The organism is Bacteroides sp. AF20-13LB (genome assembly GCF_003603065.1).
GTDB lineage: Bacteria > Bacteroidota > Bacteroidia > Bacteroidales > Bacteroidaceae > Bacteroides > Bacteroides uniformis.
Map to the genome: position 1 here is coordinate 20,346 of NZ_QTMH01000004.1, position 26,948 is coordinate 47,293.

26 protein-coding genes are annotated in these 26,948 nt (G+C 48.8%); 9 read left to right on the forward strand and 17 right to left on the reverse strand.

Going from position 1 to position 26,948, the window contains the following annotated elements; all coding sequences use genetic code 11:
* The first annotated feature begins 6 nt into the window (after positions 1-6).
* The 4 genes from pyrI to glyA all read left to right on the forward strand — a co-directional run bounded on the left by pyrI (position 7) and on the right by glyA (position 3,216).
* Positions 7-471: an aspartate carbamoyltransferase regulatory subunit gene (gene pyrI / locus DWX62_RS05060; RefSeq protein ID WP_118274910.1), complete on the forward strand. Its 465-nt coding sequence runs from the start codon at positions 7-9 to the stop codon at positions 469-471.
* Positions 468-1,034: a flavin reductase family protein gene (locus DWX62_RS05065; protein WP_117599593.1), complete on the forward strand. Its 567-nt coding sequence runs from the start codon at positions 468-470 to the stop codon at positions 1,032-1,034. The genes pyrI and DWX62_RS05065 overlap by 4 nt, the downstream gene beginning before the upstream one ends.
* Before the next feature lie 28 nt (positions 1,035-1,062).
* Positions 1,063-1,833 (forward strand): porin family protein, encoded by a 771-nt coding sequence (locus DWX62_RS05070; protein ID WP_120172624.1) that lies wholly within the window; start codon positions 1,063-1,065, stop codon positions 1,831-1,833.
* Positions 1,834-1,935: 102 nt separating this feature from the next.
* Positions 1,936-3,216: a serine hydroxymethyltransferase gene (gene glyA, locus DWX62_RS05075; RefSeq protein WP_009038485.1), complete on the forward strand. Its 1,281-nt coding sequence runs from the start codon at positions 1,936-1,938 to the stop codon at positions 3,214-3,216.
* Between the two features lie 119 nt (positions 3,217-3,335).
* On the opposite strand, the gene DWX62_RS05080 is transcribed toward glyA, so the two are convergent.
* Together DWX62_RS05080 and DWX62_RS05085 are read right to left on the reverse strand one after the other, a co-directional pair.
* A complete protein-coding gene (locus DWX62_RS05080; protein WP_005829089.1) occupies positions 3,336-5,006 on the reverse strand; it encodes a formate--tetrahydrofolate ligase in 1,671 nt (556 codons plus the stop codon).
* A 115-nt stretch (positions 5,007-5,121) separates the two neighbouring features.
* Complete coding sequence (locus DWX62_RS05085) at positions 5,122-7,275, reverse strand: outer membrane beta-barrel family protein (RefSeq protein ID WP_120172659.1); 2,154 nt, start codon at positions 7,273-7,275, stop codon at positions 5,122-5,124.
* 201 nt (positions 7,276-7,476) lie between these two features.
* Between DWX62_RS05085 and DWX62_RS05090 the strand changes: the two genes are divergently transcribed.
* The 5 genes from DWX62_RS05090 to DWX62_RS05110 all read left to right on the forward strand — a co-directional run bounded on the left by DWX62_RS05090 (position 7,477) and on the right by DWX62_RS05110 (position 12,294).
* Entirely contained in the window at positions 7,477-9,048 is a 1,572-nt protein-coding gene (locus DWX62_RS05090) for a HAMP domain-containing sensor histidine kinase (RefSeq protein ID WP_120141423.1), read from the forward strand.
* 73 nt (positions 9,049-9,121) lie between these two features.
* Positions 9,122-9,841, forward strand: a complete 720-nt coding sequence (locus tag DWX62_RS05095) for a response regulator transcription factor (RefSeq protein WP_035448477.1) — start codon at positions 9,122-9,124, stop codon at positions 9,839-9,841.
* A gap of 21 nt (positions 9,842-9,862) precedes the next feature.
* Complete coding sequence (locus tag DWX62_RS05100; protein WP_120172625.1) at positions 9,863-10,669, forward strand: hypothetical protein; 807 nt, start codon at positions 9,863-9,865, stop codon at positions 10,667-10,669.
* A 100-nt stretch (positions 10,670-10,769) separates the two neighbouring features.
* Positions 10,770-11,366, forward strand: coding sequence for an occludin (locus DWX62_RS05105; protein WP_120172626.1), 597 nt, complete (start codon positions 10,770-10,772; stop codon positions 11,364-11,366).
* Between the two features lie 25 nt (positions 11,367-11,391).
* The gene (locus tag DWX62_RS05110; protein WP_120172627.1) at positions 11,392-12,294 is read left to right on the forward strand and encodes an SDR family oxidoreductase; all 903 of its coding nucleotides are present in this window, start codon (positions 11,392-11,394) and stop codon (positions 12,292-12,294) included.
* 31 nt (positions 12,295-12,325) lie between these two features.
* Here the strand turns inward: DWX62_RS05110 and DWX62_RS05115 are convergent, their stop codons facing one another.
* The 15 genes from DWX62_RS05115 to DWX62_RS05185 all read right to left on the reverse strand — a co-directional run bounded on the left by DWX62_RS05115 (position 12,326) and on the right by DWX62_RS05185 (position 26,944).
* On the reverse strand, positions 12,326-14,542 hold the full coding sequence (locus tag DWX62_RS05115; protein ID WP_035448473.1) for an AAA family ATPase: 2,217 nt from the start codon (positions 14,540-14,542) through the stop codon (positions 12,326-12,328).
* A gap of 167 nt (positions 14,543-14,709) precedes the next feature.
* Positions 14,710-15,600: a F0F1 ATP synthase subunit gamma gene (locus tag DWX62_RS05120; protein ID WP_008663556.1), complete on the reverse strand. Its 891-nt coding sequence runs from the start codon at positions 15,598-15,600 to the stop codon at positions 14,710-14,712.
* A 116-nt stretch (positions 15,601-15,716) separates the two neighbouring features.
* Positions 15,717-17,300, reverse strand: a complete 1,584-nt coding sequence (gene atpA, locus DWX62_RS05125) for a F0F1 ATP synthase subunit alpha (RefSeq protein WP_085929908.1) — start codon at positions 17,298-17,300, stop codon at positions 15,717-15,719.
* 133 nt (positions 17,301-17,433) lie between these two features.
* On the reverse strand, positions 17,434-17,994 hold the full coding sequence (locus DWX62_RS05130; protein ID WP_005829118.1) for a F0F1 ATP synthase subunit delta: 561 nt from the start codon (positions 17,992-17,994) through the stop codon (positions 17,434-17,436).
* 11 nt (positions 17,995-18,005) lie between these two features.
* Positions 18,006-18,512, reverse strand: coding sequence for a F0F1 ATP synthase subunit B (atpF, locus tag DWX62_RS05135; RefSeq protein ID WP_005836994.1), 507 nt, complete (start codon positions 18,510-18,512; stop codon positions 18,006-18,008).
* 95 nt (positions 18,513-18,607) lie between these two features.
* Positions 18,608-18,865: an ATP synthase F0 subunit C gene (gene atpE / locus DWX62_RS05140; protein WP_005829122.1), complete on the reverse strand. Its 258-nt coding sequence runs from the start codon at positions 18,863-18,865 to the stop codon at positions 18,608-18,610.
* Positions 18,866-18,921: 56 nt separating this feature from the next.
* Positions 18,922-19,992 carry a F0F1 ATP synthase subunit A gene (gene atpB, locus DWX62_RS05145; RefSeq protein WP_008663554.1) on the reverse strand — a complete coding sequence of 357 codons (1,071 nt, stop codon included), beginning with the start codon at positions 19,990-19,992 and terminating at the stop codon, positions 18,922-18,924.
* Complete coding sequence (locus tag DWX62_RS05150) at positions 19,976-20,395, reverse strand: hypothetical protein (RefSeq protein ID WP_005829126.1); 420 nt, start codon at positions 20,393-20,395, stop codon at positions 19,976-19,978. Before DWX62_RS05150 ends, atpB begins: the two co-directional genes overlap by 17 nt.
* Before the next feature lie 41 nt (positions 20,396-20,436).
* Positions 20,437-20,685 (reverse strand): ATP synthase F1 subunit epsilon, encoded by a 249-nt coding sequence (atpC, locus tag DWX62_RS05155; RefSeq protein ID WP_034523421.1) that lies wholly within the window; start codon positions 20,683-20,685, stop codon positions 20,437-20,439.
* Positions 20,686-20,704: 19 nt separating this feature from the next.
* Positions 20,705-22,240 carry a F0F1 ATP synthase subunit beta gene (gene atpD / locus DWX62_RS05160; RefSeq protein WP_005829130.1) on the reverse strand — a complete coding sequence of 512 codons (1,536 nt, stop codon included), beginning with the start codon at positions 22,238-22,240 and terminating at the stop codon, positions 20,705-20,707.
* A gap of 610 nt (positions 22,241-22,850) precedes the next feature.
* Positions 22,851-23,885: a UDP-glucose 4-epimerase GalE gene (galE, locus tag DWX62_RS05165; RefSeq protein ID WP_005836990.1), complete on the reverse strand. Its 1,035-nt coding sequence runs from the start codon at positions 23,883-23,885 to the stop codon at positions 22,851-22,853.
* Between the two features lie 131 nt (positions 23,886-24,016).
* On the reverse strand, positions 24,017-24,595 hold the full coding sequence (gene rsxA, locus DWX62_RS05170) for an electron transport complex subunit RsxA (protein ID WP_008663551.1): 579 nt from the start codon (positions 24,593-24,595) through the stop codon (positions 24,017-24,019).
* A 93-nt stretch (positions 24,596-24,688) separates the two neighbouring features.
* Positions 24,689-25,273, reverse strand: coding sequence for an electron transport complex subunit E (locus tag DWX62_RS05175; RefSeq protein ID WP_005829138.1), 585 nt, complete (start codon positions 25,271-25,273; stop codon positions 24,689-24,691).
* Between the two features lie 16 nt (positions 25,274-25,289).
* A complete protein-coding gene (locus tag DWX62_RS05180) occupies positions 25,290-25,955 on the reverse strand; it encodes an RnfABCDGE type electron transport complex subunit G (protein WP_005829140.1) in 666 nt (221 codons plus the stop codon).
* Positions 25,952-26,944 carry an RnfABCDGE type electron transport complex subunit D gene (locus tag DWX62_RS05185; RefSeq protein ID WP_005829143.1) on the reverse strand — a complete coding sequence of 331 codons (993 nt, stop codon included), beginning with the start codon at positions 26,942-26,944 and terminating at the stop codon, positions 25,952-25,954. Before DWX62_RS05185 ends, DWX62_RS05180 begins: the two co-directional genes overlap by 4 nt.
* Positions 26,945-26,948 lie beyond the last annotated feature (4 nt).

A 26,948-nucleotide genomic window follows, 5' to 3' on the forward strand; every position in this document is an offset into this window, starting at 1 on the left:
TTTAAGATGTTAAGCGAAAAGAAACAAGAATTGCAGGTTGCTGCTCTGGAAAACGGCACTGTAATAGACCATATACCCTCCGAGAGACTGTTTACCGTAGTCTCCCTGCTCGGACTGGAACACATGAGCAACAATATCACTATCGGCTTCAACCTCAAGAGCAAGAAGCTGGGCACGAAAGGTATCATCAAGATTGCCGACAAGTTCTTCTGCGACGAAGAGATAAACCGTATCGCCGTGGTGGCTCCCAATGTAAAACTGAACATTATCCGCGACTACGAAGTGGTGGAGAAACGCGAAGTCCGCCTGCCCGAAGAGCTGCGCGGAATCGTGAAATGCGCCAACCCGAAGTGCATCACGAACAATGAGCCTATGCCTACGTTGTTTCATGTCGTGGATAAGGACAATTGCGTCATCAAATGCCACTACTGCGAAAAGGAGCAGACCAGAGAAGATATTGAGATTCTATGAAAGAAGACTGGAAACCCGGAACAATGATTTATCCGCTGCCCGCCGTACTGGTGAGCTGCGGAAGCACTCCGGAGGAATATAACATTCTGACTATCGCATGGACGGGGACGATTTGTACGAACCCGCCCATGTGCTACATCTCCGTACGCCCCGAACGCCACTCCTACGACATCATCAAGCGGAATATGGAATTCGTCATCAACCTCACCACGAAAGATATGGCACGGGCCACGGACTGGTGTGGCGTACGCTCCGGAAAGGACTACAACAAATTCGAGGAAATGCATCTGACACCGGGGAAAAGCACCGTAGTCAGCGCGCCTCTCATCGAGGAATCACCGCTTTGCATAGAATGCCGGGTAAAGGAGATTATGGCTCTCGGTTCGCACGACATGTTTATAGCGGATGTGGTAAATGTACGTGCCGATACCCGTAATCTGAACCCTGAAACCGGCAAACTGGAACTGGCGGAAACGAATCCCTTGGTCTATGTGCACGGCGGATATTATGAGCTGGGAGAAAAGATAGGCAAGTTCGGATGGACGGTGGAGAAAAAGAAGTAATAATGCGATAAAGGTTTTATTTTAAGAGATGGAACTGCGACGAATCTTGATGGGTTTATATCTGTTGGCCTTCCCCGCCATGATGTGGGGACAGACTCCGGTTGTGCCCGGTACTACCGACGAAGAGCATTCCGGGCACCGCAAGGAAACTCCGGTCAATTTCGGTTTCAAAGGCGGTTTCACCTCTTCCTTGTTCCTTGTATCCCAGTTCAGCGTCAACGGAGTGCCCATTGACGAAGTGCAGAACAATTACAAAATAGGATATTTCGGTTCCCTTTTCATGCGGATAAACTTCGACCGCCACTTCCTGCAACCGGAAATATCCTACAACATCAACCGGTGCAACATCACCTTCGAGAAACCTCTGCCCGAAGACGCCGCATCAGGAGCCCGGCTAGAGGAAGCCTCCATTACATCGTCCATCCACAGTATAGACATCCCCGTCATCTACGGATACAACTTCATCAAGGAGGGGCCGTACAGCCTTGCCGTCTTTGGAGGACCCAAAGTGCGCTATATATGGGACAGGAAAAGTGACATCGACTTCGAGAATTTCGACCAGGTGAATATCCGTGAAAGGCTGCGTCCGCTCAATCTCAGTTTCACCGTCGGCGTATCCGTCACCATCTCACGCGTCTTTTTCGACTTCCGTTACGACATGGGGCTGCACAACATCTCCAAGAGCGTGACATACGATATTCCGGCCGACAACAACGCTGCTGACGAAAACACGAAAAACGAAATCCGTTTTCACCGCAGGGACAATGTGCTGAGTTTTTCTTTCGGAGTGTTCTTTTGACAGTAAATTTCTTCCTTTTCTTTCAATTTATTCATTTATTTCCCGTAAATTTGTGCGCTTAATAAGAGAACACAGATTTATCAAACTTATCTAATAAGCAGAATGAAAAGAGATGATTTAATTTTCGAACTTATCGAAAAAGAACACCAACGTCAGCTCAAAGGCATTGAACTGATTGCATCAGAGAACTTTGTAAGTGACCAGGTTATGCAGGCAATGGGCTCCTGCCTCACCAACAAGTATGCTGAAGGATACCCCGGCAAGCGTTACTATGGTGGTTGTGAGGTAGTGGACCAGAGTGAGCAGATTGCCATCGACCGCTTGAAACAGATTTTCGGCGCAGAATGGGCCAACGTACAGCCGCACTCCGGTGCACAAGCCAATGCAGCCGTATTCCTCGCCGTGCTCAATCCGGGCGACAAATTCATGGGACTGAACCTTGCACACGGCGGTCACCTCTCCCATGGCTCACTGGTCAACACTTCCGGTATTATCTATACTCCCTGCGAATACAATCTGAACCAGGAAACCGGACGTGTGGACTATGACCAGATGGAAGAAGTTGCCCTGCGCGAGAAACCCAAAATGATTATCGGCGGCGGTTCTGCTTATTCCCGCGAATGGGACTACAAGCGCATGCGCGAAATCGCGGACAAGATAGGTGCCATCCTAATGATTGACATGGCTCATCCTGCCGGACTGATTGCAGCCGGTGAACTGGATAACCCCGTGAAATATGCCCACATCGTGACCTCCACTACCCACAAGACTCTGCGTGGTCCTCGCGGTGGCGTTATCATGATGGGTAAGGACTTCCCCAATCCCTGGGGCAAGAAAACTCCGAAGGGAGAAATCAAGATGATGTCCCAGTTGCTGGATTCAGCCGTATTCCCCGGTATCCAAGGTGGTCCGCTGGAACATGTCATCGCAGCCAAAGCCGTTGCCTTCGGCGAAATCCTGCAACCGGAATGGAAAGAATATGCCAAGCAGGTGAAGAAAAACGCCGCTGTCTTGGCACAAGCCTTGATAGACCGTGGCTTCACCATCGTTTCCGGCGGTACGGACAACCACTCCATGCTGGTAGACCTGCGCAGCAAATATCCCGATTTGACCGGTAAGGTTGCCGAGAAGGCGTTGGTATCTGCCGACATCACCGTAAACAAGAACATGGTTCCGTTTGACAGCCGCTCGGCTTTCCAGACTTCCGGCATCCGTCTGGGTACTCCTGCCATCACAACCCGTGGTGCCAAGGAAGACCTGATGCTCGAAATTGCCGAGATGATTGAAACCGTTCTGTCCAACGTAGACAACGAACAAGTCATCGCAGAGGTACGTGCACACGTCAATGCGAAGATGAAAGAATACCCGCTGTTTGCTTATTAATAAGCAAACAGAATTAAAAATTAAGAATTAAAAATTAAAGGCTGCGCAGTTCAAAGCGAACATTGCGCAGCCTTTAATTTTTAATTCTTAATTTTTAATTCTAAACGCGCTCCGCGCGTTTAGCTCAGCCCTTCTATATTTCCGTCCACAATATCAATGTGTTCGGCTTGTGGTTTCTTGGGTAATCCCGGCATACGGAGAATTTCACCGGCGATGGCTACAATCATTTCCGCACCGTTATTGACCACAATATCCTTGATGTGGAACTCAAAGTTGTTGACTGCACCGTATATCTTCGGGTCGGCAGAGAAGGAGTACTGCGTCTTGGCAATACAGACGGGGTAATGGCTGATACCCATCTGCTCTATCAGTTTGATAACTTTGCGGGAGTGGAGACTGTAAGTCACTACGCTTGCCCCGTAGAGGTTGCAGGCTACCTTTTCTATTTTACGTTCCACGCAATCGCTCTCTTCGTAGGTGAAGGTCAGCGGTTCGGATGGTTTGTTCTCGATAGTATCTACTACCAGATTGGCAAGGTCAACGGCTCCCTCTCCTCCTTTGGCAAAGGCGTTGTTCACGGCAAAACCTACCTCAAGCTTTTCTTCGCAATGGCGGCGGATAGCTTCCACCTCCTCGTCCGTATCACTGGCAAAACGGTTGAATGCCACGATGACCTGCTGGCCGAATGAACGCAAATTGCGTACATGCTTGTCCAGATTGCCGAAGCCCTCTTTCAGTCCTTCCATATTGGGTTCCTTGATGCGGTCCAGACTGACACCGCCATGCATCTTCAGTCCTTGTGCGGTAGCAACGATTATCGTCAGCTTGGGCTGTAGGCCGCTCTTGCGGCACTTGATGTTGTAGAACTTCTCCGCACCCAGGTCAGCCCCGAAACCGGCTTCCGTCACTACATAATCGCCAAATGTCATGGCCATTTTTGTGGCAAGAATGGAGTTGCAACCATGGGCAATATTTGCGAACGGTCCTCCATGAACAAAAGCAGCAGAGCCTTCGGTAGTCTGTACCAAGTTGGGGTTGATAGCATCTTTCAACAGTACGGTAATGGCACCGGCTACTCCTAACTCCTTCACTGTGAAAGGAGTACCATCGAAACGGAATCCCAGAATAATATTTTCAATACGGCGACGGAGGTCGTCGAGGTCTGTTGCCAGACAGAGAATAGCCATAATTTCGGAAGCCGGGGTAATATCGAAGCCCGACTCCTCGGTAATGCCGTTGGTGCTCGGTCCCAATCCGGTGACAATGCTCCGCAAGGAACGGTCATTCACATCAAGTACGCGCCGCCAGATGATTTCTTTCAGTCCGAAGCCATCCGCCTGATGCTGGTACAAGTAATTGTCGAGCAAAGCGGAAATCATGTTGTGTGCGGAGGTAATGGCGTGAAAGTCGCCCGTAAAGTGCAGGTTTATCTTCTCCATGGGCAGCACCTGGGCATATCCTCCACCGGCAGCACCGCCTTTCATGCCGAAGCAAGGACCTAACGAGGGTTCGCGTAAAGCCACAATCGCTTTCTTGCCAATCTTGTTCAGCCCCAATGCCAGCCCGATGGACACGGTTGTTTTACCGATACCCGCTTTCGTAGCCGTGATAGCCGTCACCAGTATCAGATTGCTCTTCTTCACTTTCTCTTCATCAATCAGATGCGTAGGAATCTTGGCTATGTAACGGCCATAGTTCTCTACTTCGTCACGCGGGATATCCACACTTTCAGCCACCTGCTTTATCTTCTTCAGCTCTATGCTGCGGGCTATTTCAATGTCCGATTTCATACAGAGTCTTTTCTTTAAATAACAACTTTAATGTTTTGAAAGTTGCAAAAGTACGAAAGATGTGGCAAAGTACAAAAGAATACCGTATTTTCACCTGACCACCTGCATCTTCTATCTATTTGAACCGCGACGTATCCACCGCCTCCCGTTGCTTCTCCTTATATCCACCGAATTTATAAGTAAACGATACGCCGAATTCGCGGAAGCATGAGTAATGATTCGTCACATTCTGCGTCTTGAAACGGATGCGGGGAGAAATCTGTCCCGTCTCAAAAATATCGTTGCAATAGAGGTTGAGAATGGCTTTGTTCTTGGCGAAGCCGTAGCGCAGGGCAATATTCACATTGCCCGACGTAGGCAGGTCGTAGATGCCCTGAATGGCTTTACTATGCACAAATCCGGTCACCGTCAGCTTCAAGTCGGGTTTGGTGGAGAGGGTAAAAGTATTGTTCATCTGGGCAATGCCATAGCATTGCTTTCTGTCGAAAGGAATATCCCAGAAATCACCATCCTTTTCGCGATGCCACAAGCCGATGAGGGTAAGGCGAGAATTCAACCAATCCTTCACCTTAAATGGGATAGAGGCTTGTATTCCTGCTTGTTGCTGATAATCAAAATTGAGTGTCTTGTAGATTTCAACCAGACGTTCGGAGGATTGGTAGAGTGTCTGTACAGAGTAGTCCTTGGTGTGGTTGAACCAGGCGCTGAAGATGTATTTGCTTTTCAAAATATAGGTCATTTTCAGCTCATACTCTTGTGCCGGTTTCAGCAACGGATTACCATGCAGCTCAGAGTATCCACCGCCGATGTAAGAGACGGCATCCTGCACCGCCCAGTAGTCGGGATAGTCCTTGTCGCTGCTCAGAGAGAGCTGAAGGATATGTCCCGGTGCCGGCATATAGTTCAAGTTGACGATGGGATACCAGTCCCACTGGTCCCAGACGGGAGTCTTGTAATGCTCCACAGCCAGGGAAGCGTCCAAAGCAAGTTTGTCGCCGAAACTCTTGCTGAAACCTGCATAGATATTCCAAGTTTGCTCGCGGCGGCGGGACTTCATATTGCTTAAGGCATCTGAGGAGGTCAGTTGTTCGCCGGTTTCGGGGTCGTAATAATATTGGTAGCTGTTGTCGATGCTGGTAGTATAGATGGCTCCGTAATTCAAATCCCAACCTTTTCCCAGACTATGCTCCTGGGCCAGAAAGAATTTCCATCGGTTGATGCGTTGGCAATCTTCGGTGTAGAAGTCAAGTTCCTCGTCCTGCATGCGGCTATGCAGCAACTGGTCGGACGGGGAACGGTAGTAGGTCAGTTCGGCACCGGCTTTGAGGCCAAAAGGGGTACGATAGTCCAGACGGCCGTTGTGCAGCCAGTCGGTGCTATTGCCATGAGTTGTGGACACCTGCGTGCCCGTCACGCCCTTCCAGTTGTGGGAGGTGGAATAGCCACCGTTATAGACGAAACTCAGCTGATGGTTCTTGGCGATATTATAGTCCGCCCCTACCCGGAAGCTATGGGTATGGCTGCGGCCACGGCCCACCTCATCTGTTGTCATGGGGTGAACCGAGCCGTCTGCCAGAGTGTGCACAGCCTCTTTGTCGGTAGTAGAGTAGCCCCGGCCATGGCTGTGCGAGTAAAGAAAATCTGCTGAGAATTTATTTTTGCTGAAGAGCAGGCTGGCGCGTTCCTCAAAGCCTTCGTTATGCTTCTGGCGATACTTGGCATAGAGTTCGCCTTGCCAGGAGCCGGGGCCGCCTGCCGATTGTTTCAGGGTGATATTGATCAGTGCGCCACGCACCTGGTAGCGTGCAGGGGCGTTGTACATCACTTCTGCCTTCTCTATGCGGCTGGCAGGGATGCTGCGCAGCAAGGAATAGAGCTGCTCTGTGCTGAGGGTGGTTACTTTGCCGTCCAGGATAACGGTGACTCCCTGACCTGCCAACTGCAGCCCTCCATTCATCTCGATGACGCCAGGAAGCTCTTTCACGGCATCGTAGGCATTGTCTACGGGGAGGTTCTGGATAAGGCGGGGCAGGTCGTACACCAGCTTGCCTTGCGCTGCCTTAACGATGGGACGTTCACCGGTAATCATCACTTCCGGCAAGGTCTGATAAAGACTGTCCAGACGGGCATCGGTCGTGATAAGGCTGTCGGCGCTGAGGATGCGGTTGTCGTCCGCACCGGAGGTGGTTGCAGTACCGTTGTTCTCTTGTGCCGAAAGGCTGATGCTCAAAGCACAGCATACAATAGGGAGTAAATAGAATCGTTTCATGTTCTTCTTTTTATTTATGTTTATATTCTTCTTCTGCAAATCTTCGTCTGCAAAGTACGGCAGAATCAGCAGAAACTTGTGTTATCAGCGGCTTACCAAGTGTTATCCAGTGTTATCGGGAGTGTTATTTAGTCTTATCGGATGATAGGGTTCACAATATTAATCTTACCTTTGTATGTATAAAAGTAACCGGAAACAAACATGAAACTGCCATTCAAATATATTGCCATACTTGTCATCGTCTCCCTGGCCGGCATCTTCGCCTACCAAGCCTACTGGCTGACGGGGCTCTACCATACCATGCACAGTGAAATGGAAAGGGACATCACCGAAGCCATGCGCATGAGCGACTATAACGAAATGATGATACGCGTGGATAAAATGAAGCAGGACGACATAAACCACGGTGAAGTCAGCGTATCAGCCGGATACAGCGATGACGGAAAATCATTTGTCCGTAGCAGTACCACCATCTCCCGTGAAGATTCTTTGGACAACACCACCCTGCACGAAACCTTCATGCCCAAAGGAGACAGTGTTTACGTGACCCACCCGAACGATTCAACCCGCGTGGAAGTCAGTGTCAGGGACTCAGACAGCTCTCCCCAATCCGCATTGAGTGCCAAAGGGGGACTGGATGTGATTTTGCGCGACCAAAACAGTATGCTGGAACTCGCCACCTACTTCCAGCGCGGACTGCATTCGGGACTGGACATCATTTCCGACCCCGACGTACTGCTTTATGACAGCCTGCTGACTTCATTCCTGCATGACCGTAACATCAATCTTCCCCATAGGCTGCTACATCTTCACAAAGGCAGCAAATGGGACTCTACCATTCTCTATATAGATACATTGGTAAACATCGGTACCCCCGGCTATGTGCCTACCTCAAAAGCCGTGGAATATAATTATTCTTTCGACATCAATACAAGTCAAAGCTACCGTCTCATCATGGAACCGGCCGGCACGTTGGTCTTGCGACAGATGTCGGGCATTCTCACCACATCATTCGTTATTCTGATCGTACTCGCTTTCTCCTTCTGGTTCCTGATACGCACCATCCTGAAACAGAAGACACTGGAAGAGATGAAGAGCGATTTCACCAACAACATCACCCACGAACTGAAAACCCCCATCGCCGTAGCATATGCCGCCAACGACGCTCTGCTCAACTTCAACCAAGCGGAGGAAAAGGCCCAACGCGACAAATACCTGCGTATCTGCCAGGAACAGCTTCAGCGCCTCAGTGGACTGGTTGAACAGATACTTTCCATGAGTATGGAACGCCGCAGGACTTTCCGCCTGCACCCGGAGGAATTTGCAATACGTGATATTCTGGAAACGCTCATCGAACAACACAAGCTGAAAGCGGAAAGCTCCGTCCACATATCGGTGGACATCGAACCGGAAGATTTGAGCGTACTTGCCGACCGTACGCATTTCAGCAACATCATCAGCAACCTGATAGACAACGCCATCAAATATTCGCACGGAGAAGCCGAAGTGACCATCCATTGCCGCAAGATGGCCGTCGAAGGGCAGAATGAACAGACCGAAATCTCTGTCAGCGACCACGGTATCGGTATTGCTCCCGAGAAGCAGAAGCACATCTTCGACAAATTCTACCGCGTACCCACGGGTAATCTGCACGATGTGAAAGGCTATGGGCTGGGATTGTTCTATGTGAAGACCATGATAGAGAAGCATGGTGGCAGCGTATCGGTAAAGAGTGAGTTGGGAAAAGGAAGTACCTTTACGATAAGGATATGATAACATTATTTGTTAGGGTACTTTACATTACTTGTTAAGGAGCTTTACATTACTTGTAACAAAAGCGACAATTATGGAAAAGATAACCGTACTTCTGGTTGAGGACGAACAGACCCTCGCCATGATTATCAAGGACACATTGGAAGGGCAGAACTTCATCATCCACACCGCAGCAGACGGTGAAGAGGGATTGCGCAAGTTCTTCGACCTCCGTCCCGACGTGCTGGTGGCAGACGTGATGATGCCCCGCATGGACGGCTTTGAGATGGTGCGCCGCATCCGGCAGACCGACAAACAGACCCCGGTACTGTTCCTTACCGCCCGCTCCGCCATCAACGATGTGGTGGAAGGGTTTGAGCTGGGTGCCAACGATTACCTGAAAAAGCCTTTCGGAATGCAGGAACTCATTATCCGCATAAAGGCCCTGGTAGGCAAAGCTTTCTCCTTTACAGAGGAAAAGCCCAAAGAAACTACCGTTTTTGAAATCGGTGACTACCGTTTCAATTCCGTCACTCAACGACTTGCTTTTGCAGGCACCCCGACTTCACCTAACGCGGATACGGAAGTGGAACTCTCCCACCGCGAGTCCGAAATACTGAAACGCCTTTGCGAGAACCGCAACCAGGTGGTCAACACCCAAAACGTATTGCTCGACCTCTGGGGAGACGACAGCTTCTTCAACTCCCGCAGCCTGCATGTGTTCATCACCAAACTGCGGCATAAACTGGCCGGAGACGAGCGCATCCGTATCGTCAATGTGCGGGGAATAGGATATAAACTAATAGTGAACTAAACTAAAACTAAACTACTATTTATGAGAAAGTTATTATTCATTACTTTTATCTGTTCCTCACTCTGCGCCTATGCACAGAGCGAGATTCCGGAAGACACAATAAAGAACCGGCCTCCCGTAAAGAAAGAGCAGATTCCCTTTTCTCCAAAAAAGAACAAGCGTACGGGCCTTGATGAAAGCCAGCCCCAACAAAGTCTGCAAGACGAACAGCAGGAAGAGATAAATCTCCATCTCCCTCCCTCCGACTATGTGGAGCCCCTGCCCTGGACGGACATGAAGAAGATACACTTTCAGAAGAACATCTTTGAATGGGACTTCCAGCGTTTCGCCGATTTCCTGCTCTCGCCGGAAGTCGTACTGACGATGTACGGCAGCCATAACACCTATCCTGCAATGGGCTCCATCATGCAGGCTGGCGCAGGAGTCACTTATTACAGTCCCGACGGACATTGGGAATTGAGCGGAGGGGTATATGCCGCCCACTATTCCATCTCTACCCCCTCCTCCATTGCCGGCGCCCGATATGCCAAAAGGGATGCCCCCCGGGGTACCCAATGGGACGTAGGTTACAATGCCTCCGTATCCTACCGCATCAATCCCTACATGCGCCTGCATGCCTTCGGCCAGTATTCGGGCTACGGGAGAAGTAACTCCTTTCATGGATATATGAACCCGATGTATCCGCAAAGCGGTTATGGCATGGTACTGGAACTGAAAGTGACGGACTGGCTCGACCTCAACGGAGGCCTGGAACGGAGCTACGACCCCACCAAAATGAAATGGGTGACTTCGCCCGTCTTCGCCCCTACCATTCGTATAAAGAAATAGAAATAATACAAAGATATTTCCGGAAATAGAGGGAAACGAGTATCTTTGTTCAGTCTGCCCCTATGCGGCAGACAGCAACTGAAATTGTGAACAAAGAACTATGAAACGAATCTTCTTCTGCATCATCATTTTACTTGCAGGCATATCGTCCGTCAGCGCACAGAGTGGGATGCCTGCCGATACGGTACGTACCGCTGTACGTGGCGAAGCGTCTCCCGAAGGCATGTCTCCGTCTGAAAAGGAGCTTCTGCCGGACGTGAAGAATTACGACGGCTTCCTGCTGGATATGGGGCTGATGAATCTGTCTGCCCCCACTCTTCCCAAATTCACCTTGGAGATACCGGATGCCAGCAAGGACTACAGCCGCATCTTCCGGTTGAACCCGAACGTGACTTATTCACAAGGCCTTTCGAACATATTCTCACTCAGCAACTCCCGGTATTTCAGTTCAAACCCCTTCGGACTGACGGGCTTCTGGGGCTCTACCGACAACCTGCAAATGGGAAGTTTCACTTTGAAGAACGGCATGCGCATCCATACGTACGGCGAATATGACAAGGACGGCTGGAAAGTGCCCAACCCTTCCGCACTGCCTTGGGAAAAGAACAATTTCAAAGGGGCGTTCGAGCTGAAATCAGCCAACGGAGCCTTTGGCATACGCATCGAGGTACAGCAGGGCAGACACGTGCCCTATTGATGCCCATCACTTAACAACAGAATCAATGACAAGAAAGAAAATACTGGTGATAGGCGCCAACGGTTTTACCGGCAGACGCATCCTGGATGATTTGTCCCGCAACTTGTCTTACCAGACAACGGGCTGTTCCCTGCACGACGACATTTGTCCCCATTCGGGCAACTATCGCTTTATCCGCACGGATATATGCAACCGCCAGGCGGTGGAAAAGCTTTTCCAGGAAGTACAGCCGGATGTTGTAATCAATACCTCCGCCCTCTCCGTCCCCGATTATTGCGAAACGCACCATGCAGAAGCGGATGCCGTCAACATTACTGCCGTGGAGCATCTGGCAGAATGCTGTGAGGCGGGAGGCAGCCGTTTTATCCATCTTTCCACCGACTTCGTTTTCGGTGGTGATACGGACCGACCCTATACGGAGGAGGATATTCCCGCTCCCGTTAATTATTACGGCTACACCAAACTGGAAGGTGAGAAACGTATCGCTGCCGTTTGCAGGGATTATGCCATCGTGCGCGTAGTGGTGGTGTACGGTGCCGCCCTGCCCGGACAGCATGGAAATGTGCTCCAACTGGTGGCAAACAGATTAAGGAACAATGAGGAAGTGTTCGTCGTATCCGACCAATGGCGTACGCCCACCTTCGTGGGAGACGTGTCGCAAGGAGTGGAGAAGCTGATAAGTCATCCGCAAAACGGTATCTATCATCTCTGTGGCAGCGAGTGCCTGACCATTGCAGACATCGCTTATCGGGTAGCGGACGTATTGGGGCTGAATCGCTCGCTCATCCGTCCCGTCACCACGAAGGAGATGAACGAAAAGACACCACGTCCCCGTTTCAGCGGGCTGAGTATAGAAAAGGCACACCGGGAACTGGGGTATCAACCGTATACGCTGGAGGAAGGAATAAAGCTGATGTTCGGATGGTAAATAATGCAGGTGCGGATGGCAGGAGATTCGACTACAGCAACTCCGGCTCTGCCAGTCCTTTCTCTTTGCGATACACACGTACCATCTCCAGAATCACATCTCCATATTTCTCCACCCCTTTTTTTCCGAAATACGGAATGCGTACAAGCATGGCCTTATCCGAAGGAAGCAGATTGCTGATGCCTAGAATTGCCTTCTGCTGAATGACGGTGTATACGGGCAGCCCTAATGCGGAAGCTTCTGCATTGCGCCATGCTACCAAGCGGTTGTAAAGTTCCGGATGCAGCACATCCGTGGGTACTTCAACAGCCGCAGCATCGCGTTTCCGCTCACGCGGACGTTTCTCTTTATCAGCCTGCTTACTGCTTCCCTGCCCTTCTTTGGCAGAAGCACTTCTCCCTTTGCCTTTACCCTTCTGCGAAGCCGAATCATCAATGGAAAGCAGTGCTTTCTGCTTCAAGTATCCTGCCACATGAAAACCATTCTCCAGCACATAATCCAGCAAATCAGTCTTCAAGTCAAACACTTCCTCCAGCTCCTCCATGGCATCCCGGAGCTTCTTCTTCAACTCTTTATTATCAGAAGTTACCGTACTCGCCATCACCGCATCCAGCGGTTGCAACTGCTCTTGAAAATAAGTGGCGGCAGAGTGTATGCGCCCCTGCAAAGTCGGGTCGGCTGCATAGTCCTGCGCAGTATCAATCAGGCGGGTATACTGGATACTGAACTTCTGGGCTACTTTCGTCACTTTGTCGTGAAAACGTTCCATTTCCTCCTTACAGGCTGCGAGTTGCTTGGGAAAGAGCTTGTACAAGTGTTCGTCTATCAGCCGCACATACCGCCGCAAAGCCTGCTCCATGGGCTGGAAATCGAACAAGCCCGACAGCAGTTCCAGGAAATAGGTCTGCTGCAAGGAACGGAAGCGTTTCTCGTCCGGCTCGTTTCTCCGTGCCTCCATCGTGAAGGTATCTACTGCATGGTCACTGATAACGGCCTTTGCAGAAAGCGGGGCACTGAGCACCACTCCCTCCAATGTCTTGCAGCGGCTCAGAGCCACATAGGTCTGCCCATGCGCAAAGGAGGCACTGGCATCAATCACGGCACGTTCAAACGTCAGTCCCTGGCTTTTGTGAATGGTAATCGCCCACGCCAGCTTCAGCGGATATTGCCGGAATGTTCCTTCAATATCTTCTGTAATCTCCTTGGTTTCCTCATCAAGCACGTATTTGGCATTCGTCCACTCTTCCTCTTGAAGTAAGAAGGTAGCGTCGCTTCCCTTACTGCGCACTTCAATTCCATCTGCCGACACGGCTGTCACCTCTCCAATCATGCCATTGTAGTAACGGTGCTCACCGGAGGTGTCGTTCTTCACAAACATTACCTGGGCACCGCGTTTCAGTTCCAGTACTTCATCCGTGGGATAGGAATATTCGGGAAACTTTCCGTCAATCTTGGCACGAAAGGCATACGAGCGTCCCGGAAGTTGTTCCAGCTCATGGTCATTAATCCGTTGGGCCTGATAATTGTGGGTCACCAGGCGGATGTATCCTTCTTCTTTATCTGGTACGAAATTGGGAATATACCGGCGGTTCAAGGCTTCCAGCACTTGCCCGTCACAACGGTTTTCGCGAATGCGGTTCAGTAATTCAAGAAAAGTCCCATCGTTCTGCCGATAGACTTTCTTTAGTTCTATGGTGCAATATTCCGTCTGCTTCAAGGCCTGGCTGGAGAAGAAATAAGGCGTGTCATAGTATTTGCGCAGCATCTGCCACTCATCGTCTTTCACTACGGGAGACAGCTGCTGTAAGTCGCCAATCATCAGCAGTTGCACGCCGCCAAAGGGTTTGTTCCGGTCGCGGAACCGCCTCAAGACGGCATCCACCGAATCGAGCAAGTCGGCACGGACCATACTGATTTCATCGATGACCAATAAATCTATGCTGCGTATAATGTTAATTTTCTCTTTCCCGTAACGAAAACGGTAGGTTGCCTTGCCATCTGCGCTGAATGAGCTTTCGGGCACATAAGGAGCAAAAGGTACTTGGAAAAAGGAGTGGATGGTGACACCGCCTGCATTGATAGCGGCAATTCCCGTCGGTGCAAGTACAATCATCCGTTTCGGACTCTCCGCCCTCAGTTTTCGCAGGAAAGTTGTCTTACCGGTACCTGCCTTGCCGGTCAAAAAAAGATGAGTGCCTGTGTTTTCAATGAATTGCCATGCAAGCGCTATTTCGGGATTATTCTCCATTGATATGTTTATTATTCAACCAATCCGCTCTCTCTCAGAATGATACGGATTTCATCAGTAGCCATATATGATAATAGGACAAAGATAACGCTTATTTCGTTATCCTTGTCCTATTATTCCATTTATTTGTACCCAGCCTGAACAAGCCCTTTACGGGGCGATCCGGGCTATTTCAAGCTACCGCCGATAATATCGAGCAGCTCATTCGTAATGGCCTGCTGACGGCTCTTGTTATACTGTTTCGTCAAATCTTGAATCAACTCGTTGGCATTATCTGTCGCCGTCTGCATGGCTAGCATACGGGCAGCATGTTCCGAAGTATTGGAATCGAGAAGCACGGTAAATATCTTCTGACTCAACACTTTTGGCAGAAGTTCCGCTATCAGTTCGCCGACGGAAGGTTCCACAATGTAATCATTATTAAAACTGCGGGCATCCTCCGGTACATCTTCTGCCGCCTCCTGCGCTACTTGCGTCAGGTCAATGGGCAGATAATTCTCGCGGAGCAGCACCTGCGAACCCATCGATTTGAAGTGATGGTAAATCAGCTCCACATGGTCAATCTGCTTTTCCACAAACTCATGCATCAACTTCTCTGCCAGCTCATACGCTTCAACGTACGAAGGCTTGTCTGCCATCACCTGGTAGCTGCCTTGCGGCACATATCCCATTTTCTTGACGGCTTCCTCCACCTTTCTCCCAACGGGATATATCAGAATATTCTCCTTGCCCAGCGACTGGTAATCTTCCAAAGTCCGTTCCAGCATCTTCGCCACATTCGAGTTGAATGCACCGCACAAGGAACTATTGGACGAAAACGCCACGACCGCTACCCTTGTCACGGGTCTTTTCTCGGTATAGGGCGACTCGAAAGAAGCATCCGTACGCAGAAAGTTCGTCAGAATCTCATTCAGCTTCCGTTGATAAGGCAGCATATTCTCAATCCGCCCCTGCGCCTTATGCAGTTTGGCAGATGCCACCATCTTCATAGCCGATGTTATCTGGCGTGTACTCTTGACGGAGCTTATTCTATTTTTTACCTCTTTCAGTGAAGACATGATAATTAAGGATTAAGGATTAAGGATTAGGGATTAGGGATTATATTGCATATACGGTGTAGTTGGATTGCCGGATATATCAACAAAATCACTTATCACTAAACGCTAATCACTATTTACATGAATTGCCTTGCAACCGCCTCTGCCGTCTCCTCAATCTTCTTGCAGACATCGTCATTGATGGCACCCGTCTTTAAAACGTCGAGTACCTCCATGCGATAGTTCATCTCAAGAGACTCAAGGAAGTTGCGTTCAAACTCGCTGACCTTGTCCAAAGGAACATTCCTCAACAAGCCGTGCGTGCCGCAATAAAGAATGGCAATCTGCTTTTCTACCGGCATCGGGCTGTATTGGGGCTGTACCAGCAGGCGTGTATTCTTCTGTCCCTTGTCGATGGTCAATGCCGTCACGGGGTCCATATCGCCACTGAACTTGGTAAACGCTTCCAGCTCCCGGTACTGTGCCTGGTCAATCTTTAATGTACCTGCCACCTTCTTCATAGCCTTGACTTGGGCATTACCACCCACACGGCTCACAGAGATACCCACGTCAATGGCCGGACGGTTACCCTGGTTGAAGAGGTTCGTATCAAGGAATATCTGCCCGTCAGTGATTGAAATCACATTCGTTGGGATATAGGCAGACACGTCTCCTGCCTGAGTTTCGATAATGGGCAATGCAGTCAGCGAACCGCCACCTTTCACCTTGCCTTTCAGACTGTCCGGCAGGTCGTTCATCTCGCGTGCCACTTCCTCCTGGCTGATAATCTTCGCCGCACGTTCCAACAAACGGGAGTGCAGATAGAAGATATCACCCGGATAGGCCTCACGTCCTGACGGACGGCGCAGAATCAGAGACACTTCACGATAGGCCACCGCCTGCTTGGACAAGTCGTCATAGACCACCAGCGCATGACGGCCGGTATCACGGAAATACTCTCCGATGGCAGCCCCTGCAAAGGGAGCGTAATACTGCAATGCAGCCGGGTCTCCCGCCGTAGCAGCCACCACAATGGTATAGTCCATCGCACCGTACTGGTGCAGGGTATTCACGATAGAGGCAACGGTAGAACCTTTCTGGCCAATGGCTACATAAATGCAATATACCGGATCACCAGCATCAAAATTGGCACGCTGGTTGATGATGGTATCGATGGCAATGGCCGTCTTACCGGTCTGGCGGTCACCGATAATCAGCTCACGCTGTCCACGGCCGATAGGTATCATGGCATCCACAGCCTTCAGACCGGTCTGTAGCGGCTGATTCACCGGCTGACGGAAGATAACTCCCGGCGCCTTGCGTTCCAGCGGCATTTCATAAAGTTCTCCGCCTATCAGTCCTTTGCCATCGAGCGGCGCACCCAGAGGGTCTATTACACGGCCCAGCATACCCTCTCCCACCATGATGGAAGCAATACGCTTGGTACGCTTTACAATGAAGCCTTCCTTGATTTTATCCGTAGGGCCAAGCAACACAGCACCCACATTATCCTCTTCGAGGTTCATCACAATGGCCTTGATGCCGTTGTCGAACTCCAACAACTCGTTGGCTTCGGCATTGCGCAACCCATAGATACGGGCTACACCGTCACTGACTTGCAGTACCGTGCCAATCTCGTCCAACTGTACGCGGGTGTCAATCCCTTCCAGTTGCTTGCGGAGAATATCGGAGACTTCGCTTACTTTTATATTTTCAGACAACATCTTAGTATTTACTATTTTACAATTTACTATTTACTATTTGAAAGAACCCGAATCATATACTGTTTGACCTCTACAACTTACGCATCACAAGACTATTAAATAAGTAAATTGTAAATTGTCAAATCGTAAATCACACGATTCTTCTATTCTTATCAATGAACTGCTGTTTCACTTTCTTAAGCTGCGTAGCAATACTGGCATCCAGACGGAAGTCGTTGATGTCGAAGATAAAACCACCTTCAATGGAGGGATCCACTTCAGTCTGCAGCTCCATGCTGGCATGCAGCAGGGAGGAAGCACTGTCATGGATGCGCTCCCGCACTTCCTGGCTGACGGGAACGGCTGTTATCAGCTTTCCTACACCGATATGCTTGTCTTTCCGGTACAAATCCAGAAAACTCAGGCAGATGTACTGGAGAAAGTTTTCCCGCCGGTTCTTCAACACCAGGGTCATGAAACGCGCAAACTCACGGCCCGCAGGAGCATCCCCCACAGCAGCGGTACAGATAAGTGTTAACTTCTCACGTATCGTCAGGATGGGGTTTTCCAATGCCATGCGCAAATCCGGATGTTTCCTGAAGCTACGGTCGAGCATACAAAACTCCTTGTACAGAGTATCTTCTGCCCCCATGCTCTTGGCATATTCCATCAATGCTTTCGCATAACGCATCGAAACGATTCCTATATCCATTTCTTTGAGAATTAATTGTTTTTACTTGCGGCCAGCACTTCATCCAGCATCCGGTCTATCATCTCCATCTGCTCATGTTTCTCGTCCAGATTCTTGCGGATAATTTTCTCGGCTATATCTACGGACAAGACTGCCACCTGGCGGCGAATATCGCGGATGGCCTCTTCCTTCTCTTGCTGTATCTGCTTTTTAACTTCGTCCAGCTCCTTCTGCGCGGCGGCTTCCGCCTGCTTGCGTGCTTCGACGATAATCTTGTCACGCTCATGCATCGCCTCCCGCAGAATACGTCCTTGTTCTTTGTTGGCAGCAGCAATCAACGCTTCACTCTCCTCTTTCAGTTTGGAGAGCTGGGCATTTGCTTCGCGTGCCACTTCCAAAGACTGGTCGATGTAGGTCTTGCGACCTTCCACCATCTTGGTGATAACGGGAAAACCGTACTTGGCAAGCACCACAAACACCACACCGAATGAAAGGAGCATCCAGAACAGCAGACCACTATCGGGTAATAACAATGACATAATTTTATTTACTATTTGACAATTTACGATTTACAATTTGGCTGCGCGGTGATGCTGCACGGACAAATTGTAAATGGTAAATGGTAGATTGTACATTATAAAAAGAATACCAATAAACACACAACTACTGCCAACAAAGCAACACCTTCAATCAAGGCAGCGGCAATAATCATGTTCATACGGATATCTCCGGATGCTTCCGGCTGGCGGGCAATGGCCTCCATAGCAGAACCGCCGATTTTACCAATACCTACACCAGCACCAATAACAGCCAAACCAGCACCAATGGCTGCACCCAGTTTACTAACTCCCACACCTGCCGCAGCAGCTTGCAATAATACAGATAGTAACATAACTTTCAGTTTTTAAATGGTTATTTTTATTAATATTTATATTCCCAATAATCGTATCACTTCACCGCCTTCTCCTTATGCTCTTCCTGCGCCAGACCGATGAACACGGCTGACAGCATGGTGAACACATATGCCTGGATAAAGGCAACCAACAACTCAAGTGCATTCATAAAGATATTGAACAACACCGATGCCACGGTCAGCGTTCCGTTCAAAGCAGGTCCCATACTGGCCGAGATGAATATCAGGCAGGTAAGCACCAGCATTGCCATGTGCCCTGCCAGCATATTGGCAAAAAGACGTATCATCAAAGCAAACGGTTTGGTGAAAATACCGAAGAACTCGATAAACGGCATCATGGGGACCGGTACCTTCAGCCACCAGGGCACATCCGGCCAAAAGATATCTTTCCAATAAGTCTTGGTTCCAAAGATATTCACGGCCAAGAAAGTACAGATGGCCAATACCATCGTAATGGCTATATTTCCCGTCACGTTGGCCCCTCCGGGAAAGAAAGGAATCAGCCCCATAATGTTGTTGATGAAAATAAAGAAGAAGGCCGTCAGCAAGTAAGGTGCGAATTTACGGTACTTCGGACCGACACAGCTCTTTATAATATCATCGTTCACCATCATGATAAACATCTCCATAAACCCGATGAAACCACCGGGAGCGGCACTTCCCTGCGGGTGCTTGCGATACCAGTGCGCCACACTCAAAATGATGAGAAGCAGCAATGCGCTGTTGATGAGCAAAGCCAGTGTCACCTTCGTGATGGAGATGTCCAACGGGCGTATTTCGTTTCCGGTGGCATCATACTCCACCAGCTTGCCTTCGTACTTGCTTCCTGCGGGAGCGATGGAAAAGCCTTCATAACTTCCACCGTTCTCCTCTAGACGTGAGGATAGAAAGGCATGCCATCCGGTGGTAGAGCTATGCACAATTACCGGCAAGGGAATCGTAACGTGAGTTTCGCCCCACGTCGTGATGTGCCATTCGTAAGAATCGCCGATATGCCCGAAGACAATCTCCTTCACGTCCACCGTATTCTCGGCCCGCACCGTGGCAGGTAGCAACATGCCCAGTGCCAGCAGAACTACAGTCAGTATGTTACGCAATCTTTTCATTGTTACTTTTCTTTTTCAGTTTCCGGTTCGCCTCAAAAGTGAAGAAGAACCAGGAATCATAAATCAAATATATCAGATAGTTGGCTATAAACGTCAACAGAAACGCCCTGGCTTCCTCACGTACTGCAACGCAATAAACCAGCATCACAATCATGGAGACCAGCATTCTCATCACACGCATCAGCAGATAAATCTGCAACATTCGTCCCGGCATCCGGTGACGGCAGCTTTCGGTCATATTAATCATGAATACTCCGAAAACAAAGAAGAAAAGCGGAATCAGCGGATAACCGCCGAAATAGTGATGCGGATTTATCGAAAAATACGCCCAACCGCCTACAATTCCTATCAATACCGTCAAGAGCGCTGTATGCAATAAGTAGTTTCTCTTAGTAATAGTCACGCTAACAACCTCTATTTTTTAATTTTTAATTTTTTAATAGCCTATTGCTGTTCTATACAGACGGCAACCCTTCCGTTACTCATCTCCACGAATCCGCTTTGAATATCCAACTCATGTTCCTCACCGTCCGTTGCGTAAATCAATTTCCCCGTTCCCAACGATGATACAATCGGTGCATGCTGCGGCAGGATAGAAAAAGAGCCCATAGTGCCCGGCAATGTAACACTTTCCACTTCCCCGTTGAAGAGTTCCTTCTCCGGTGAAACAATATTCAAATGCAACTTTTTCATCATCAAAGCTCCCAGACTTTTAATTTTTAATCGTTTTTCCCCCTGCCTGCTCCAGTAGTTTCTTACCCTTCTCAATGGCTTCTTCAATGGTTCCCACATTCAAGAAAGCAGGTTCGGGCAGGTAGTCCACCTCTCCGTCAAGAATCATCTTGAAGCCTTTGATAGTGTCCTCAATGGAAACCATTGTACCTGGGACACCCGTAAACTGCTCGGCAACGGCAAACGGCTGTGAAAGGAAACGCTGCACACGACGTGCACGGTTCACCAACGTACGGTCGGCATCAGAGAGTTCCTCCATACCAAGGATGGAGATAATGTCTTGCAATTCCTTGTTGCGCTGCAATATTTGTTTTACACGTTGTGCCACTTCGTAGTGTTCTACCCCCACGATGTGTGGGTCGAGAATGCGTGAAGTAGATTCCAACGGGTCCACAGCAGGATAAATACCAAGTTCAGTAATCTTACGACTCAACACCGTGGTGGCATCGAGGTGGGTAAACGTTGTGGCAGGTGCCGGGTCCGTCAAGTCATCGGCAGGCACATATACAGCCTGCACGGAAGTGATGGAGCCGTTTCTTGTAGAGGTAATACGCTCCTGCATGGCACCCATTTCCGTTGCCAGTGTCGGCTGATAGCCTACGGCAGAAGGCATACGGCCCAGCAAGGCCGAAACCTCGGAACCGGCTTGGGTGAAACGGAAGATATTATCAATGAAGAACAGAATGTCACGCGGACCGTCCGTCTCCGCTCCCATGTCACGGAAGGACTCGGCCACCGTCAACCCAGACAATGCCACGGACTGACGCGCACCGGGAGGTTCGTTCATCTGACCGAATATCAAAGACACTTGTGATTTGGCCACTTCGTCATAATCTACTTTGGACAAATCCCAATGGCCTTCCTCCATACCTTTCTTGAATTCTTCTCCGTAACGGATAACGCCGGATTCAATCATTTCTCTCAGCAGGTCGTTGCCTTCACGTGTACGTTCTCCTACACCGGCAAACACAGAGAAGCCGTGCTGCTTCTTCGCAATATTATTAATGAGCTCTTGGATAAGCACCGTCTTGCCTACACCGGCGCCACCAAACAGACCGATTTTACCGCCCTTGCTATATGGTTCCAGCAAGTCAATAACTTTGATGCCTGTATAAAGCACCTCTTGTACGGTAGTCAAATCTTCAAACTTAGGGGGGTCGCGATGGATGGGATAAGCACCGGTACGGTCCAACTCCTTCATGCCGTCGATAGAGTCGCCCACTACGTTCATCAGGCGGCCTTTGATTTGTGTACCTATCGGCATGGTGATGGGGCCTCCCAGCGGATGCACTGTCATTCCTCTCTGCAGGCCGTCCGTACTGTCCATAGCAACAGTACGCACCGTGTTTTCACCAATGTGCTGCTGTACCTCTACAATCAGTCTTTTGCCGTTCGACCTTTTTATTTCCAGTGCGTCGTGAATACTCGGCAACATCATTTCTGCCTCCGTTCCTTCGAAATAGACGTCTACTACAGGCCCGATTACCTGTGAGATATGTCCGACAATCTGTGACATAAGCAATCTTTTTATTCTATATTTCCTTAATTATTTTTCCCAATACTAAGTTGTAAGTCGCGTGTATCCTCATTAACAAGTCAGCCAAGTCGCATCTTTCATCAGCTATGTACTCGTACCTATTAACGTTTGTCAGCTATGGTTTGTTCATCCCAATAGTTACATAAACAACAACGCAAATGTATAAACAATTTGCATGTAGTTGTTACCGTGTATAGCATTTTTTGAACAAAAAAGACTATTTTGAACGATTAATACTACAATTGGAACAAATTGTTACAGACATGATAACGTCAGTTAACAATTAGTAAGAAAAAGGAATTGCCTACCCATCTTATGAAAAAACACTGAATTGACAACAGAGATTCTGTATATAATATACAAAAAATAAGCCTTGTCTCTCGACAAGGCTTATTCACAACACAAACACAAAATAAAACACGACAAAACTACTATGCAATCTTACCTGTCTATGCCGGGGAGGCATACGTACTAGTTACGGATATTCACATATACATAAACAGCTTCAGGCTGATTTGCACATTATAAACAAATGCGGGGAGGCATTTGTTTATTGCCTATTTGTTAAAAAACACAAATTCAAAGTTTGTCATTGAATACCTCTTTCACGAAGCTTCAACTGCCATTTCCATGCAGAAAGTAAAGTATCTTCAATACTTGTTTCTGCCTTCCAACCCAGTTCATTGTTTGCCAATTCCGGGTTTGCCCATACCTTCTCAATATCACCGGCACGCCGCCCTACTATCTGATAGTTCAGTTTTACACCGGTAGCCTTTTCGAAAGCATTAATCAGTTCCAATACGGAAAGTCCACGACCTGTACCGATATTGAATACTTCCACTTTTTCCTTCTGCTTGTTCTCCAAGATACGGCGGATAGCCACTACGTGTGCTTTGGCCAAATCGACTACATTGATGAAGTCGCGGATACAAGAACCGTCGGGAGTATCATAATCGTCACCAAACACGCTCAGTTTCTCACGGATGCCGATAGCGGTCTGGGTAAGATAAGGAATCAAGTTCTGCGGTACACCGTTAGGCAACTCTCCCAGCAATGCTGTGGGGTGTGCACCTATCGGGTTGAAGTAACGCAACAAGATGGCGTTTATCGGAGCACCGGAAGCAACCGTATCACGTACAATCTCTTCATTGATTTGCTTCGTGTTTCCATACGGAGACTCAGCTTTCTTAATAGGTGCCTTTTCCGTTACCGGAAGTTCGTCCGGCTGGCCGTAAACTGTGCAGGAAGAAGAGAATACGATACCTTCCACTCCATGCTTCGGCATCAATTCCAGCAGGTTTATCAGTGAAACCAGGTTATTACGATAGTAAAGCAACGGTTTCTGGACAGATTCACCCACAGCCTTGCTGGCCGCAAAGTGAATGATGGCTTTAATGCCTTTATATTTGGTAAACACAGCGTCAAGACCGGCATAATCCAAGCAATCCAATTCCTCGAATGCAGGGCGGATGCCCGATACCTTCTCTATGTTATCTACAACATCTGCGCTGGAGTTTGACAAATTATCAATAATAACAACTTCATAACCTGCGTTTTGAAGTTCCACCACCGTGTGAGAACCAATATAACCGGTTCCACCCGTAACTAAGATTTTCCCTTTCATATTAAATATAGATAATTTAGCTTTTAGGTTATCAATACGCCACAAATGTAAGGAAATAAATTAATAAAAACAGAAAAAGGGGGATAAATTTTAGTTTATCCCCCTTCCACTTTATTTCCGTTTTTTCTTCTTTAAATCTTCACAACCCCCGAAAAGCCCATGAATGCCATTGCCAGCAGTCCGGCAGTAATCAAAGCTATCGGAGTACCCTGCATACCTTTCGGTACACTAACCAGGCTCATTTGCTCGCGCAGGCCTGCAAACAGTGTCAGTGCCAAGCCGAAACCAAGTGCCGTGGAGAATGCATAAACCACTCCCGTCAGCAAATCATAATCTTTTTGGATAACAAGGATAGCCACACCGAGAATACAGCAGTTGGTAGTAATCAACGGCAGGAACACGCCCAAGGCCTGATACAGAGAAGGAGAAACTTTCTTCAGGATAATCTCTACCATCTGCACCAATGCGGCAATCACCAAGATAAAGGTAATAGTCTGCAAATAGCCCAAATCAAAAGCGTCGAGCACATACTTCTGAATAAGGAATGTCACGATAGTGGCGATGGTGAGCACGAATGCCACCGCTGCCGACATGCCCAATGCAGTCTCCACTTTCTTGGAAACCCCCAAGAACGGGCAAATTCCCAAGAATTGCGACAATACGATGTTGTTTACAAAGATTGCCGAGATAAATATCAATATATATTCCATAATCATTAAATTAAGAATTAAAAACTAAAAATTAAAAGCCCGGCAGCCTACCGCCGATACGTTCTCAATTTTTTCATTTTTAATTTTTCATTATTAATTCTTCTTCATACTGTTGATTAAAGCAATGAGATAGCCCAATGCGATGAATGCACCCGGAGCAAGGACAAATACCAACATGCCGTATTCTTCAGGAAGGATACTCAAGTTGAATATCTTGCCGGTTCCCAGGAACTCACGCACGGCACCCAGTAATGTCAGTGCAATGGTAAAGCCCAAGCCCATGCCCAGACCGTCGAACAAGGAAGCCACCGGATTGTTTTTGGCAGCAAATGCCTCGGCACGTCCCAATACGATACAGTTTACAACAATCAGCGGAATGAACAGGCCCAGTGTGGCGTACAATGCAGGAACGTAAGCTTGCATTATCATCTGCAACAGTGTCACAAATGATGCTATGACTACAATGAATGAAGGGATACGCACCATATCGGGAATCAGATTCTTGATGGCAGAAATCACCACATTGGAACATATCAGCACGAACATTGTAGCCAGTCCCATACCCATACCGTTAATGGCAGAGGAAGTGGTACCCAGTGTAGGACACATACCCAGCAGGAGTACAAACGTAGGATTCTCTTTGATAATCCCGTTCATCATAACTTTAAAATTATTCATATCTTCTACTCCTTTCTTATTTAGCGCTGAGTGTATCCACAGCTTCGGGAGCTGCGGAATCAGCAGGTTGTTCAACATTCTTTTGAGTAGCGCCGGTAGTGCCGTCGGCAGTTTCCTGACCGGCATAGGCAGCATAAGCCGCATTCACTGCATTCAAAAAAGCACGTGAGGTGATGGTAGACGCTGTAATGGCATCTACTTTACCACCGTCCTTGCTCACTGTCAATGCAGCTTCACCCGGATTCATGCCGGTGATGTCACCTTTATTGCCTTTCTTGAACCAGTCGGCAGCCTTGGAACCCAACCCCGGAGTTTCCACATGCGACAACAAGGAGTAGTCGATGATTTTGCCTTCAGCATCGAAACCGACCAACACTTTCAGCTCACCGCCAAAACCCATGGCAACAGCTTCCACAGCAGCTCCGATATATTCTCCACCTTTGGTGGCAGGATATACAGAATACTGTACTCCGTTTACTTCCTGCATCTTCTTCTCGGCAATGGGGTCATTGTCGAAGCCCGGAACCACCGCACTTACGGCATCGCTCAAGGTCTTTGCATTGGCCTGCGCAATGGGCTCCTTCGTCAATTCGTTTACATAAGCCAGCAACGCTACGGAGATTGCGGTAACGCCCGTAAGTACCAGCAACATATTCTTCAAGGATGATTCTAACTTTTTCATTTCTTCTTCGCTACCTCCCCAAAGCGTTTAGGTTTAACATAGGTGTTGATGAGCGGAGTGAACGCATTCATAATCAGAATGGCAAACGACATACCCTCCGGATATGCACCGAACAGACGGATGATGACAGTCAGTAGGCCGATGCAAACACCATAAATCAGCATACCTTTGTGGCTCATCGGAGAAGTCACGTAGTCCGTAGCCATAAAGACAGCACCCAGCATCAGACCACCGGACAACAACTGTACGACCGGGGATACATAAAGTTCCGGATTGACCAGATACATGATACCGGAGAACACGAATACCGTCACCAGAATAGATACCGGAATGTGCCAGGTGATGATTTTCTTCCACAACATGTAGAACAAACCAAGCAGCAGCGCCAAAGCACTCACCTCACCGAGACATCCTCCATTATTACCTATCAGAAGGTCGAAAGCTCCCGGAAGGTCGCTCAGGGACATGCCCGGAGCACCATTGATGACACCTTTCATAATAGCCAGCGGCGTAGCAGCCGTCGTGGCATCCGTATAGGCTGTCAACTGGCCTACAGCCGGCCATGTCGTCATCTGCACGGGGAATGAAAGCAACAGGAATACACGTCCTGCCAGTGCAGGGTTAAAGGGATTGCAACCCAAACCTCCGAAGGACATCTTGCCTACCCCGATGGCAAACAAGGCACCAAGGATGATAATCCAGATGGGCAGGTTGGAAGGCAGGTTAAAGGCCAGCAACACACCGGTAATGATGGCAGAGCCGTCGGTGATGGTTGTGGTCTCTTTTTTCATGAGGAATTTGCCGATGGCCCATTCAAAGAACAAGCAGGCTGCTACGGAAGTTGCCGTAACAATCAGCGCACCCAGTCCGAAAAAGTAAAGCGAAACGAGGAATGCCGGAATCAATGCGATAAGCACACCGTACATATTCTTCTTCACGCTGTCACCGCCGTGAACGTGGGGCGAAAGGGATACGATTAATTTATTCATACTT

Coding starts and splice junctions, on each gene's coding strand:
- pyrI (WP_118274910.1), top strand. CDS start 7: ATGTTAAGCGAAAAGAAACAAGAATTGCAGGTTGCTGCTCTGGAAAAC.
- DWX62_RS05065 (WP_117599593.1), top strand. CDS start 468: ATGAAAGAAGACTGGAAACCCGGAACAATGATTTATCCGCTGCCCGCC.
- DWX62_RS05070 (WP_120172624.1), top strand. CDS start 1,063: ATGGAACTGCGACGAATCTTGATGGGTTTATATCTGTTGGCCTTCCCC.
- glyA (WP_009038485.1), top strand. CDS start 1,936: ATGAAAAGAGATGATTTAATTTTCGAACTTATCGAAAAAGAACACCAA.
- DWX62_RS05080 (WP_005829089.1), bottom strand. CDS start 5,006: ATGAAATCGGACATTGAAATAGCCCGCAGCATAGAGCTGAAGAAGATA.
- DWX62_RS05085 (WP_120172659.1), bottom strand. CDS start 7,275: ATGAAACGATTCTATTTACTCCCTATTGTATGCTGTGCTTTGAGCATC.
- DWX62_RS05090 (WP_120141423.1), top strand. CDS start 7,477: ATGAAACTGCCATTCAAATATATTGCCATACTTGTCATCGTCTCCCTG.
- DWX62_RS05095 (WP_035448477.1), top strand. CDS start 9,122: ATGGAAAAGATAACCGTACTTCTGGTTGAGGACGAACAGACCCTCGCC.
- DWX62_RS05100 (WP_120172625.1), top strand. CDS start 9,863: ATGAGAAAGTTATTATTCATTACTTTTATCTGTTCCTCACTCTGCGCC.
- DWX62_RS05105 (WP_120172626.1), top strand. CDS start 10,770: ATGAAACGAATCTTCTTCTGCATCATCATTTTACTTGCAGGCATATCG.
- DWX62_RS05110 (WP_120172627.1), top strand. CDS start 11,392: ATGACAAGAAAGAAAATACTGGTGATAGGCGCCAACGGTTTTACCGGC.
- DWX62_RS05115 (WP_035448473.1), bottom strand. CDS start 14,542: ATGGAGAATAATCCCGAAATAGCGCTTGCATGGCAATTCATTGAAAAC.
- DWX62_RS05120 (WP_008663556.1), bottom strand. CDS start 15,600: ATGTCTTCACTGAAAGAGGTAAAAAATAGAATAAGCTCCGTCAAGAGT.
- DWX62_RS05130 (WP_005829118.1), bottom strand. CDS start 17,994: ATGGATATAGGAATCGTTTCGATGCGTTATGCGAAAGCATTGATGGAA.
- atpF (WP_005836994.1), bottom strand. CDS start 18,512: ATGTCATTGTTATTACCCGATAGTGGTCTGCTGTTCTGGATGCTCCTT.
- atpE (WP_005829122.1), bottom strand. CDS start 18,865: ATGTTACTATCTGTATTATTGCAAGCTGCTGCGGCAGGTGTGGGAGTT.
- atpB (WP_008663554.1), bottom strand. CDS start 19,992: ATGAAAAGATTGCGTAACATACTGACTGTAGTTCTGCTGGCACTGGGC.
- atpC (WP_034523421.1), bottom strand. CDS start 20,685: ATGAAAAAGTTGCATTTGAATATTGTTTCACCGGAGAAGGAACTCTTC.
- atpD (WP_005829130.1), bottom strand. CDS start 22,240: ATGTCACAGATTGTCGGACATATCTCACAGGTAATCGGGCCTGTAGTA.
- galE (WP_005836990.1), bottom strand. CDS start 23,885: ATGAAAGGGAAAATCTTAGTTACGGGTGGAACCGGTTATATTGGTTCT.
- rsxA (WP_008663551.1), bottom strand. CDS start 24,595: ATGGAATATATATTGATATTTATCTCGGCAATCTTTGTAAACAACATC.
- DWX62_RS05175 (WP_005829138.1), bottom strand. CDS start 25,273: ATGAATAATTTTAAAGTTATGATGAACGGGATTATCAAAGAGAATCCT.
- DWX62_RS05180 (WP_005829140.1), bottom strand. CDS start 25,955: ATGAAAAAGTTAGAATCATCCTTGAAGAATATGTTGCTGGTACTTACG.
- DWX62_RS05185 (WP_005829143.1), bottom strand. CDS start 26,944: ATGAATAAATTAATCGTATCCCTTTCGCCCCACGTTCACGGCGGTGAC.